Annotated in this window: 10 protein-coding genes; 5 read left to right on the top strand and 5 right to left on the bottom strand. The window is 47.5% G+C overall.

Going from position 1 to position 12,159, the window contains the following annotated elements; all coding sequences use genetic code 11:
- Window positions 1-14: 14 nt before the first annotated feature.
- A complete protein-coding gene (gene pgi / locus ABJU74_RS02485) occupies window positions 15-1,523 on the bottom strand; it encodes a glucose-6-phosphate isomerase (RefSeq protein WP_348382931.1) in 1,509 nt (502 codons plus the stop codon).
- Window positions 1,524-1,663: 140 nt separating this feature from the next.
- Here pgi and lepB point away from each other — a divergent pair, with 140 nt between their 5' ends.
- The 3 genes from lepB to era are packed head-to-tail and all read left to right on the top strand — an operon-like array spanning window position 1,664 to window position 4,021.
- Window positions 1,664-2,470, top strand: a complete 807-nt coding sequence (lepB, locus tag ABJU74_RS02480) for a signal peptidase I (RefSeq protein WP_348382930.1) — start codon at window positions 1,664-1,666, stop codon at window positions 2,468-2,470.
- Window positions 2,463-3,131, top strand: a complete 669-nt coding sequence (gene rnc / locus ABJU74_RS02475) for a ribonuclease III (protein WP_348382929.1) — start codon at window positions 2,463-2,465, stop codon at window positions 3,129-3,131. Before lepB ends, rnc begins: the two co-directional genes overlap by 8 nt.
- Window positions 3,128-4,021 (top strand): GTPase Era, encoded by an 894-nt coding sequence (gene era / locus ABJU74_RS02470; RefSeq protein ID WP_348382928.1) that lies wholly within the window; start codon window positions 3,128-3,130, stop codon window positions 4,019-4,021. Before rnc ends, era begins: the two co-directional genes overlap by 4 nt.
- Window positions 4,022-4,048: 27 nt before the next feature.
- On the opposite strand, the gene ABJU74_RS02465 is transcribed toward era, so the two are convergent.
- The 4 genes from ABJU74_RS02465 to plsY form a co-directional block, all read right to left on the bottom strand.
- Window positions 4,049-5,236, bottom strand: coding sequence for a GGDEF domain-containing protein (locus tag ABJU74_RS02465; protein WP_348382927.1), 1,188 nt, complete (start codon window positions 5,234-5,236; stop codon window positions 4,049-4,051).
- A 169-nt stretch (window positions 5,237-5,405) separates the two neighbouring features.
- Complete coding sequence (topA, locus tag ABJU74_RS02460) at window positions 5,406-7,979, bottom strand: type I DNA topoisomerase (protein ID WP_348382926.1); 2,574 nt, start codon at window positions 7,977-7,979, stop codon at window positions 5,406-5,408.
- A 109-nt stretch (window positions 7,980-8,088) separates the two neighbouring features.
- Window positions 8,089-9,237, bottom strand: a complete 1,149-nt coding sequence (dprA, locus tag ABJU74_RS02455) for a DNA-processing protein DprA (RefSeq protein WP_348382925.1) — start codon at window positions 9,235-9,237, stop codon at window positions 8,089-8,091.
- Window positions 9,238-9,266: 29 nt separating this feature from the next.
- Window positions 9,267-9,860 (bottom strand): glycerol-3-phosphate 1-O-acyltransferase PlsY, encoded by a 594-nt coding sequence (gene plsY / locus ABJU74_RS02450; protein WP_348382924.1) that lies wholly within the window; start codon window positions 9,858-9,860, stop codon window positions 9,267-9,269.
- A gap of 146 nt (window positions 9,861-10,006) precedes the next feature.
- Here plsY and murI point away from each other — a divergent pair, with 146 nt between their 5' ends.
- Both murI and hemA read left to right on the top strand, forming a co-directional pair.
- Window positions 10,007-10,819 carry a glutamate racemase gene (murI, locus tag ABJU74_RS02445; RefSeq protein WP_348382923.1) on the top strand — a complete coding sequence of 271 codons (813 nt, stop codon included), beginning with the start codon at window positions 10,007-10,009 and terminating at the stop codon, window positions 10,817-10,819.
- A 109-nt stretch (window positions 10,820-10,928) separates the two neighbouring features.
- Window positions 10,929-12,143 carry a 5-aminolevulinate synthase gene (gene hemA / locus ABJU74_RS02440; RefSeq protein ID WP_348382922.1) on the top strand — a complete coding sequence of 405 codons (1,215 nt, stop codon included), beginning with the start codon at window positions 10,929-10,931 and terminating at the stop codon, window positions 12,141-12,143.
- The last annotated feature ends 16 nt before the right edge of the window (window positions 12,144-12,159 follow it).

Genomic DNA, 12,159 nt, shown 5'->3' with positions numbered 1-12,159 from the left:
GGTTTCCTTATTTCTCAGGCAGGGAATGCCCGGTTTTTTAGTATTTCGGTAGAGGGGTCCATTTGGTTACTATCGTTGGATGATAGCGCGTTGGCCATTTCTTTACCCAATTCTACCCCAAATTGATCAAAGGGATTTATTCCCAACAACACCGCATTGGCAAATGTTCGATGCTCATAAAAGGCAATTAATGCCCCCAATGTTTGACCGTTGAGCTCATCAAGGAGCAGAGTTGTTGATGGCCGGTCTCCAGGATAGTTACGGTTGACGTCATCCGATGATTTTCCTGCCATCAGAGCAGCGCCTTGGGCAAAACAGTTCAGCAGCAATCCGTGATGATGCTCGCCTGCCAATGAGTGACCAGGCTCTATTACGGCAAGAAATTCCACGGGAACCAGATGCGTGCCTTGATGCAATAGTTGAAAGACGGCATGCTGGGCATCTGTTCCAACGCCACCCCAAATAATCGGACTGCTGTGGCGATCTAATGACTGTCCATCAACCAATACGGACTTGCCGTTGCTTTCCATTTCCAGTTGTTGAAGATAATCAGGCAGCAAACCCAAACGTTGATCATAAGCAAATACGGCTCTGGTTTGGCAATGGCGTATTTGACTATAATATTGATCACAAAAGGCAGCAATTATGGGAATGTTATTTTCAATTGCCGCATTTTTAAAATGATCATCCATTGTTGCCGCACCCGCCAACAAATCCTCGAAGACGTCAAACCCGAGCGTTAGTGCAACGCTAAAGCCAATGGACGACCATAATGAGTAACGCCCGCCGATCGTGTCAGAAAATGGTAATATCCGGCTTTCATCAATACCCCATTCCACGGCTTTATCTGGCATCGCAGTCAACGCAACAATTTTCCCATAAGGATCTGAAACCCCTTGCTCGACCATCCAATCGATCACTGAACGCGCATTTAAAAAAGTCTCAGCGGTTGTGAAGCTTTTGGACGCGATAACCAGCAAGGTTTTCTGTGCGTCAAAACGTTCTAGAACGGGTTCCAATGCGCATCCATCGATGTTGGAGATGATTGCAGTTTCATATTTTTCGTCCCCAAATTTAAGCGCTTCGAGCAGCAATTCGGGGCCCAAAGCGGATCCGCCAATACCCAAATGAATGATATATTCAATGTCACCCAATGCGTTGGAATCTAAAGCCTGGACAAGGCCATGCATGCGTTTTCTCAACAATTTTGCATTTTCTACGCTTGTATCGGCTCCGATCCCTCGCTCCGCCGTATGTTCCGCAGCGCGCCCTTCACTGACATTAATAGCAACACCTTCGGTGAGAGCATCAATCTGACCTTTTAAGTCTTTGGCATTCGCCAATTCTTGAAATTTCTCTATTAACTCAATGTCTAAGTGAGTTTTGGAAAAATCAAAATAAATGCCAGATTGTTCAAAGCTGAGCTGTTCAACTCGATCTGAATTGTTTTGAAATAAGCGGCTTAGTGGAAGTTTCGCATGGTTTTCTATAGCTGTCCAATGATTCAAAATAATTTCTTTCATATAAATATCAATGATCTACGCGCCCCGCAATCGCGTGTCCAAGTCTAACTTGGGTCTATCCAGTCAACAAGGGTTATCAGCCGCAAAAGGTTATTACACTGTCTCTTGACCCCGCGCACCATAATCAGCAAAGGGACGCCATGACAGATAAAAAAGTTGAGCGATCCGAAACCGCCGATTTCATGATATTTCTCGTAAAATTGGCGCTTTTTGTTCTTATTTTGCGTAGCTTCATCGTATCACCTTTTAACATTCCATCAGAATCCATGCAGCCGCGATTGATGGTTGGCGATTATCTGTTGGTTGCCAAATGGCCTTATGGCTATTCCAAATACAGTATGCCTTTTAATGTGCCGGTAATACCAGGACGGATATTGGCTAATAAACCAGAACCTGGTGATGTCGTTGTTTTTAAAGCACCGCCCAGTGGTACGGATGACTATATTAAACGGGTGATTGGATTGTCCGGAGATATCATTCAAGTTACCAACGGCATTGTTTCAATCAATGGCACACCTGTAGACCGCAAAAAAATAGCGGATTATGTTCATCTCGTCTCTCCGAACAGCGCTTGCTACGCCGCATTTTTTGAAACCACCAATGCAAATGGTAATCGGATTTGTCGCTATCCTCAATATCAAGAAACATTGCCCAATGGCAGAAGCTACAAAATATTGGACGTGAATGAAAATTCTGAAGGGGACAATACAGAGAGCTTTGTCGTGCCGGATGGACATATGTTTTTGATGGGCGACAATCGTGATCGCAGCGCTGATAGCCGCTTCCCCGCTATTGAAGGACAGGCTATAGGAATGGTCCCTCAGGAAAATCTTGTTGGACGGGCGCTCGTCTCTGTGTTTTCAACGGACGGATCGGCGGAGTGGATCAAACCTTGGACTTGGTTTAGTGCCGCTCGCTGGGAACGGATTGGAGAAGGCTTTGAATAAACCTGCGTTTCTCAGTTGGATTCGGACAGTCACAGAAAAAGAACCCCGTAATGAATCGCTCTATGTTCGCGCTTTTACGCATGGAAGCTTTGGCGAGAATGATTATCAGCGTTTAGAGTTTTTGGGTGACCGGGTATTGGGCCTGACGATTGCTGCGCAATTGTACAAACAATATGACCAAGAACCCGAGGGTCAGTTGTCACAACGCTTGAATGGACTGGTATCTGGAAAAATATGTGCAGAAATTGCGGATAGCTTAGGTGTTTCAGATCACTTGTTGCTAGGGAAACAAGCCCGCGATGATGGCGCAAGGCAAAGTGCAAAAGTTCTCGGTGATGTGATGGAGTCCTTCATCGGTGCCGTTTATCTCGACCATGGCATAGAAGCGGCACAAAATTTCATTCTCAATCATTGGGCTGATCGTATTTCCGGCACAGCTAAAGACTCCAGACATCCTAAATCCGCGTTACAAGAATGGGCTGCTGCCCATAATCGAAAAATGCCGTCTTATGAGCTGGTTGAAAAATCTGGACCGCATCATGATTTGCGGTTCACTGTGCAGGTCAGTGTTAACAATATTGGTTCAATTGAGGCGACTGCCAGTTCCAAACAAACTGCAGAAACTCAAGCCGCACAACTTTTTCTGGAAAAATATACATGATTCAAAAATGTGGGGTAGTTGCGCTGATCGGCGCGCCAAATGCGGGTAAATCCACGCTCATCAACGCTCTTGTCGGACAAAAAGTCGCGATTACCAGTTCCAAGCCGCAGACAACCCGGACCAGATTGTTAGGTATAGCAATCGAAGATAATGCCCAATTGTTATTGGTCGATACTCCAGGAATTTTCGAACCACGCAGAAGGCTTGATCGTGCGATGGTCTCAGCCGCTTGGGATGGCGCAGAAGATGCGGATATCATCATTCTTTTGGTCGACTCTCGAGCCGGGGTTGGACCCAAGGTCACGTCAATAATCGAAAGCATCAAACATCGACCTGAAAAACTGATTCTGGTCATGAATAAGGTCGATATTTCGGCGAAAGACAAGTTGCTAACGCATGTAATGAAACTCAATGATCTTTGTGCTTTTAGTGAAACGTTTTTCGTAAGCGCTAAGACCGGAGATGGCCTAGATGAACTGAGGGCTTACCTCGTTGACGCAATGCCAGAAGGCCCCTGGCATTTTCCCGAGGACCAAGTGTCTGATGCCAGCGAGCGGTTGCTGGCGGCTGAAATAACCCGTGAACAAGTTTTTCGCCAACTTCATGCAGAGCTTCCCTATGCGACGGCCATAGCCATGGAACAATATAAAGAACGTCCAGATGGATCGCTTGAAATTCACCAACAAATATTAGTGGAAAAGCCCACGCAACGGGCCATAATCCTGGGAAAGGGTGGCCATCAAATCAAAGAAATTGGTGCAAAAGCACGAGCCGAACTCTCTGAGATATTAGGCAAAACTGTCCATCTCTATTTGCATGTCAAAGTCAGTGCCAATTGGGATGAAGACAAAAGCCTCTATCAAGATATGGGGCTAGATTGGGTCAAATAGCCAACTGTTCACATCATTTCGACTAAACTAATATCGTTCAATATATCTGATCTTTGTGAAGCTATTGTCGTTTGATGCTTCCACCACACAGTTTCGACCATCTGATTTTGCTTCATATAAAGCGGAATCTGCTCGACGAAGCGCCATAGCAAAACTCTCTCCTTTGAAAATCAACGCCACTCCAAAGCTCGCCGTAACTCTGTCTTCCGGGCCAATTTCAGGATGAACAATCATACCCACCGAAAGCCTGAGATGCTGGGCTACCACTAAGCGGTCTTCCGAACTCAATTCATCCAACAATATGACAAATTCTTCACCACCTATTCGGGCAACTTTTCCGAGATTTCCCGTTACTCTTTGTAGAATCGAAGCAGCGCGTTTGAGAACATGATCGCCTGTTTCATGACCAAATAGGTCATTTACTTGTTTAAAATCATCAAGATCCACGATCATTACCGCACAATCGTCAACACCCTTTTTGTTCAGTTCTTTGGTGATAAATTGATCCAAACCACGCCTGTTCATCAATCCTGTCAAAGGATCGATTGTGGTTTCTCTCTGGTATTTCAAAATGATATCATGCCCCAAAACAATCAATAATGTTACGCCACAAGCCAATGCGGCAATTGCACTGGAGCCGTGCAGAAGCATGGCATAAGCTGAGTTTTGATAAGTACCGATCGTATGTGCCGCATCCAATACGCTATAGATCAGATAGGGTCGGAGAAAATAAATTGCGGACAAGATCGCAATTAACCCGAGTAAAATTGTATCCAACAGCCCGCTGCGCCTTTTCCAAAGCGTCGGTAATGTAGTTGAGATCAATAGGCCTGCGGTGATTGATGAAAAAGTCGAACGCATGATTATATCTGGATCGCCGAAACTAAACCACCATAGAGCCCCTGCACCCGTGCCGATGATCACGCCGAGCTTCACAGTCGGGTAGAGCGTCTTGAAACGATCAAAAAGCGCCAATGAAAAAGCAAGACTAAAGCACCAAAATAGTGTTTTTGCTGCAATGTCGGATTGGATCGGATCCAAAGCAGAACGGCTAATATCCACCAGAAAGGCTGCCAGCCCGCTCAGATAAGCTAATGCCAGCCAGCCTGCCATGCGTTGTTTGCGATCGTGCAAATATACAATCGCGAATACCACTGCAAATAATCCGAGTATAGCCACCATCAGACTGCGAAAAACTATACTTGCTTCTACCATATATATTAATACGGCAATTTATTTTTTCAATTAATGAAACATCGTCCAAAAATAAAAAAACATCATTCTTGAGAATTTTGTAGATTAATTCATTTGCTTCACCGACATAGAAATTATCAAAAAAGCAACTTCATTTCGTTTTTCATATTTCCAAGAAAGGTCTCGACCATTAATCCGCTTTGGCTTTTGCGGGAGCTTTTTTAGTCGTAGTTTTTTTCTTAGCTGCTGGTTTTTTCTTTGTAGCTGCCTTTTTCTTGGGAGCGGCTTTCTTCTTGCGCTTTTTCGCCGGTCCCTTGGCGGCCCGATCGTCAATCAATTGTGCCGCTTCTTCCAATGTCAGTTGATCCTTCTCAACCGTTTTCGGCAGTGATGCGTTGGTGGTACCATCGGTCACATAAGGACCATAGCGCCCATCCATCAGCTTGATTTCTTCATCGGTTCGCGGATGCTTGCCCATGACTTTCAATGGTTCAGCGCCTCTGCGGCCACCTTTGCCATTTTTGGCAGCATCCGCCAACTTAGCGACGGCAGCATTCATTCCAATTTCAAACACTTCCATTGTGTTTTCAAGGCGGGCAGATTTTCCGTCATGGCTCAAATAAGGGCCGTAGCGCCCGATCTGAGCGTTTACTTCTTTGCCAGACTCAGGATGTTTTCCGACTTCGCGTGGCAATGACAAAAGCTTCAACGCCCACTCCAAGCCAAAATCTTCAGCTGGCACATCTTTGGGAATAGAAGAACGCTTGGCTTCTTTGCCTTCACCGCGTTGCACATAAGGACCAAATCTACCGACCATTTTGGTTATTTTCTCTTCGGTATCCGGGTCAATCCCCAGATCCTGTGGCCCTTCATCAGCATCTGCATTGGCGCCGCCGCCTTGTGCAAAGCGACGGGTATATTTGCATTCTGGATAGTTGGAACAAGCCACAAACGCGCCAAAACGACCGCCGCGTAGTGCTAATTTGCCTTCATTACACCGTGGACAAAGACGCGGATCCGTTCCGTCTTCTTTTTCTGGGAACAGATAGGGTTCGAGGAATTTGTCGAGCTCCGCCGTCACTTCTGAAGGCAATTTTTCCATAACCTCTGCGGTTTTTGGTTTAAAGTCATGCCAAAATGCTTCGAGAATTTTTTGCCATTGGGCACGGCCACCGCTGACATCATCCAGCTCTTCTTCCAGACCCGCAGTATATTCATAAGCGACATAGCGTTCAAAAAACCGCTCGAGAAAACCGGTTAAAAGCCTTCCGCTCTCCTCCGCGAAAAAACGATTGCCTTCCGTTCGTACATAGGCGCGGTCTTTTAGAGTTTTGATAATCGAAGCATAGGTGGACGGGCGGCCGATACCCAATTCTTCCATCTTCTTGACCAGGCTGGCTTCACTATATCGCGGCGGCGGCTGGGTGAAATGCTGATTGGCATCAACAGATTTTTTGGCGGGGCTATCGCCTTTTGTCATTGCCGGTAACAGACCACCGTCCTGATCTTTGCTATCGTCACGACCTTCTTCATACAAAGCCATAAAGCCAGGAAATTTAACGACTTGTCCGGTCGCCCGTAGTCCGGTTTGTCCCGTTCCATCAAGCATTTCAACCGTTGTGCGTTCTAATCGAGCGGCCGCCATTTGACTGGCCATGGCGCGCTTCAGAATAAGGCTATATAATTTGGCATGATCGCCGCTACCCACAGTATCGCGGGTAAAATTGGTCGGCCGAATGGCTTCGTGCGCTTCTTGGGCATTTTTCGCTTTGGACTTATAAATTCGCGGACTGTCAGGCACGTAACTGGCGTCATACCGATCCGCTATGGCTTTGCGCGCGGCAGAAATGGCACTGCCGTCCATCTGTACACCATCAGTCCGCATATAGGTAATAGCGCCATCTTCATATAATTGCTGGGCAATGCGCATCGTATGGCTTGCAGAATAGCCCAATTTGCGGGCGGCTTCCTGCTGCAAAGTCGATGTTGTAAATGGCGGCGGCGGGTTGCGGGTAAGTGGTTTGGTTTCGACAGTTTCAACTGTGAATAGGCCATTTTCTACCGCTGACTTGGCGGACATGGCTTCCGCTTCGTTGGACAAATCCATTTTGCCCAATTTCTTGCCTTGATGAATGGTCAGACGGGATTCAAACGCCTGTCCGCCCTGTTCCATCTGCGAAGTAACTGACCAATATTCCTGGGGATTAAAGATTTCAATTTCACGCTCCCGCTCAACAATTAGTCGCAATGCAACCGATTGTACGCGGCCAGCAGATTTGGCACCCGGCAATTTGCGCCACAATACTGGTGATAAGGTAAAGCCGACCAAATAATCCAAAGCGCGGCGCGCCCGATAGGCATCAATAAGATCGTCATCCAACGCTCGGGGCTGCGCCATGGCTTCGGTAACCGCCGATTTTGTAATGGCGTTGAACGTCACGCGATCAACTTTTTCAGGCAAGGCCTTTTTCTTTTTCAACACTTCCAAAACATGCCAACTAATCGCTTCACCTTCCCTGTCAGGGTCAGTGGCGAGCACAAGGCGTGTAGCCTTTTTGGATTCGTCCGTAATCGCTTTAAGTTGTTTGGTCTTATCCGAATAAGGCTGCCAAACCATCGAAAAATCATCATCAGGATCGACCGAGCCATCCTTAGGCGGAAGGTCGCGAATATGACCGTAAGAAGCCAATACCTTGAAATCTGATCCGAGATATTTCTCGATTGTTTTCGCCTTAGCGGGTGACTCAACGATTACTAATTGCATAATTTCCGATTTTCATTTGTCTCACATGTGCGCGAGGCTGTGACAGAGGTTGGGCTTTCGTCAAGTCCTTGATAGACGAATTTGCCATTTAGCCGAATTTTCCAGGAATTCAACTGGGCAAACTTACACGGCCACCTGAATGACGCGCCAGCTGCCCTTCCAGTTCAAGCTCTACCAATATCATTTGTGCGGTTGAGATAGGAATATTGGACTGCCTCAAAAGATCGTCTATTTTAATGGGCGTCATGCTCAACATATTCACCAATTCCGTACGAATATCATCATTCTCTACGCGTTCTTTTGCCGAACCTTCTGCGTTCGATATGGACGACATGGAGTCGCTAACCGGAATTGACCGAGAATGATGAGCAGCGACAGATTGTTCCTCAACAACCGCTAGTTCAGCGCGGTCATCAAAATGACGGATTTGTTCCAGAATATCCTCGGCAGTTTGAACCAATATTGCACCTTCTCTGATCAACCCATTGCAACCTTGGGACCGCGGATCCAGCGGCGACCCCGGGACAGCCATAACATGACGTCCCGCCTCAGCAGCCAACCGTGCGGTAATTAGTGACCCCGATTTGGGTGCGGCTTCGACAATGATGGTAGCGCGCGCTAGTCCAGCAATGATTCGGTTGCGATAAGGAAAATGGCGTGCGGTGGGTTCTGTTCCGGGCGGGTGTTCGGCAATGAGTAGGTTGGATTGCCCTATGTCATTCTGTAAGTCTTTGTTTTCAGGGGGATAATATATATCTATACCACCGGCAATCACGGCCACCGTTCCGCCCTTTAACGCGCCTTGATGCGCCGCTGTGTCAATACCCCTAGCAAGTCCAGATATGACGGTAACCCCTTCTGCGGTTAGGTCATGGGCCAAGTTCCTGGCAAACCGACATGCCGCAGCCGAAGCGTTACGCGCGCCAACTATGGCTACGGCAGGACTGTCCAGAAGCGACAAGTCACCTTTGTAAATTATCGCCGCCGGCGCATTGTGCAATTCTTTCAAAAGAGCCGGATAGCCGGGGCCATCGCGATATAAATAGCCTCCGCCGAGAGCATCAACCTGCTCCCTTTCTTGCGTGATCAGATCTTTTGCTGCCAAACGCGGTGCTTTTGCACCGCCAGTTTTGGCCAAATCTGGTAAGGCTTGAACAGCCTTGGTGGCCGAACCATAGCGATCAATAAGCTGGCGGAAGCGAACCGGACCAATATGGGAGGATCGAATCAGCCGTAACCGATTAAAATCTTCATTCATGCTATATACCGTTTAACGGTTGGGGGACCTTAGGAGGCTCCGACTTTCGGTTCTTCGCCTGCCAATAAGCGCTCGATATTAGCGCGATGCTTCCAAATTACAAGCAAGGCAAAACCGACAAACATGGGTATCCAAGAATAATGCGATGTTATCACCGCAGCAATCGGAACCGATAGGGATGCCAGCATTCCGCTCACCGATGAAAACCGAAATAGAGCCAGAGCAACCAGCCATGTCGCTGCAAAAACGAGTCCCAATATTGGGTCTAATGCCGTCACGATACCGAGCAAGGTTGCAACGCCTTTTCCACCACTAAATTTGAGCCAAATCGGATATAAATGCCCCAGAAAAGCGCCCATTCCTGCGAGTACACCCAATCCATCCTCGACAGCCGCAACAATCAAAACAGCGACCGCTCCTTTGCCGATATCAAGCAATAGGGTAAGCGCGGCGATACTTTTCTTACCGGTTCGAAGGACATTCGTGGCTCCGATATTGCCAGAACCAATCGCCCGCAAATCGCCGGCGCCGGTTAACCGGGTTAATAATAGTCCAAAGGGGATCGCGCCCAGCATATAGCCGAACAAAACTGCCAAAACAGGTTCAATCCACATGGATTGCATAAACCAAATCCCCTTTGTCTGTTGGAGCTATCGGCAACAATTGAATTGAGCAAGGGGTTTGCGATGTAAAAATAGGTAAGATCAATTGGTTGTAAGACTAACGACAGGAGTTGATCGCTCCGCACAGACTGATAAAAGACGCTCATATGACAATCCAAACGCCACAAAGCGCCGCACCGCTTTTGTTTTTCGATACCGGAATCGGAGGCTTGTCGGTTTTACGGGAAGCCAAGAAACTGCTCCCCACTGCTCCGATTGTCTACGCTGCCGACTATGCAGGCATGCCCTACGGCATGAAATCAGAAGAAGAATTGTCAACCCGGATACCTTTACTCCTGGGTAGGCTGGTTGAGCGATACAAACCTCTGTTGGTCACTATTGCCTGCAATACCGCTTCAACCATCGCATTAGACGTTGTCAGATCTGTTCTGGATATCCCGGTAGTTGGAACCGTACCCGCGATTAAACCGGCCAGTGCGATGACTAAAACAGGCGTGATTGGACTTTTGGGAACCACTGCCACTATCCGGCAACCCTATGTTGATCGTTTGGCCAGTGAATTTGCAGCAGATAAGATATTGCTGCGATATGGGGCGCCCGGCCTGGTTAAAGCGGCGGAAGCCAAATTGCGGGGTGAACAACCTGATCTTGATATTATAAAAAGTGCCGTTGAAGGACTGGTGACACAAGATCGCGGTGATGAGATTGATACAGTGATATTGGCTTGTACCCATTTTCCCTTGGTGCAGGATGAACTGCAAAATTCCTTTGTTAGAGACATTCAATTTATCGATGGTTCGGTCGGCATCGCGAAGCGGATTGCCCATTTAACCGCACAAATTTCTTGGCCAGAAACCTCGAAAAATGGGGTTTTTGTTACCACTGGAGCGAGGGAGTTTCTTGTTCCCTATGAGCCCCAATTGCAGGATTTTGATCTCACTAGGATTGAAACTCTTTAAATTGATCGCTTATTGCGAACGGTTCGCGCTGGAAATTCCAAAGAAAGCAGGTTAGTGGCCTTTCGCAACGGATCGCACCTAGGGAAATAGATTCAGGGATTAAAGTGCAGTGAATTACGATAAAGTTTTTTCTCAAGCGATTGATCGTCTTCACAGTGAGGGCAGGTATAGAGTCTTCATTGACATATTACGCAACAAGGGGACTTTCCCCAACGCACGCTGCTTTGCTCATCACAATGGCCCAAAACCTGTCACTGTGTGGTGTTCAAATGACTATCTCGCCATGGGCCAGCATCCCGATGTGATCGCGGCAATGGAAGAAGCATTGCATGATGTCGGTGCAGGTTCCGGAGGCACGCGAAATATTGGTGGCAACACTCATTATCATGTCCAATTGGAAAGCGAACTTGCTGACTTGCATGGCAAATCTGGTGCATTGCTTTTCACCTCTGGATATGTCTCCAACGAAGCCACCTTGTCGACGCTGACAAAAATATTGCCAGGCTGCGTTATCTTTTCTGACGAGTTAAATCATGCGTCCATGATTGCCGGCATTAAAAATAGCGGCTGCGAAAAACGGGTGTTCCGTCACAATGATTTGGAGCATTTGGAAGAATTGCTCGCAGCAGAAGATCTTGAGACCCCTAAGCTCATCGCCTTTGAAAGCATCTATTCCATGGATGGGGATGTCGCCCCCTTGCATGAGATTTGTGATTTAGCCGACAAATATAACGCCCTCACCTATTGTGATGAAGTTCATGCGGTTGGCATGTATGGTGCGCATGGCGGCGGTATTTCCGAACGCGATGGCGCAGCCGATCGGATCACCATAATCGAAGGCACATTGGCCAAAGCGGTCGGCGTTATGGGCGGTTATATTACCGCAGATCAAAAGATTATCGATGTCATTCGTTCTTATGCGCCTGGCTTTATTTTCACGACGAGCCTTTCACCGGTTCTTGTGGCCGGCGCCCTCGCCAGCGTGAAGCATTTGAAAAAATCAAATATCGAGCGGGAAGGGCAGCAAGCCGCCGCACAATCGTTGAAAGAGATGATGGCACAGGCCGGATTGCCAGTAATGGATTCGACTACGCATATCGTGCCTCTATTGGTTGGAGATCCAGTAAAAGCTAAGAAGATTAGTGATATTTTGCTGGCGGAATATGGTGTATATGTTCAGCCTATCAACTATCCTACCGTCCCCCGCGGATCAGAGAGATTGCGTTTTACCCCAGGGCCCGTCCACTCCGAAGAAATGATGGTCGATTTAACTAAAGCCTTGGTCGAAATCTGGGGCCGGATGGAGTTACAATTGGCAGCGTGATTGCCATGGGTTGTCA

Origin of the sequence: Parasphingorhabdus sp., assembly GCF_039982415.1 — a bacterium.
In the GTDB taxonomy this organism is placed as follows: domain Bacteria; phylum Pseudomonadota; class Alphaproteobacteria; order Sphingomonadales; family Sphingomonadaceae; genus Parasphingorhabdus.
Note: the sequence above shows the minus strand (reverse complement) of the source record. Positions and strands in the feature narration are given on the sequence as shown.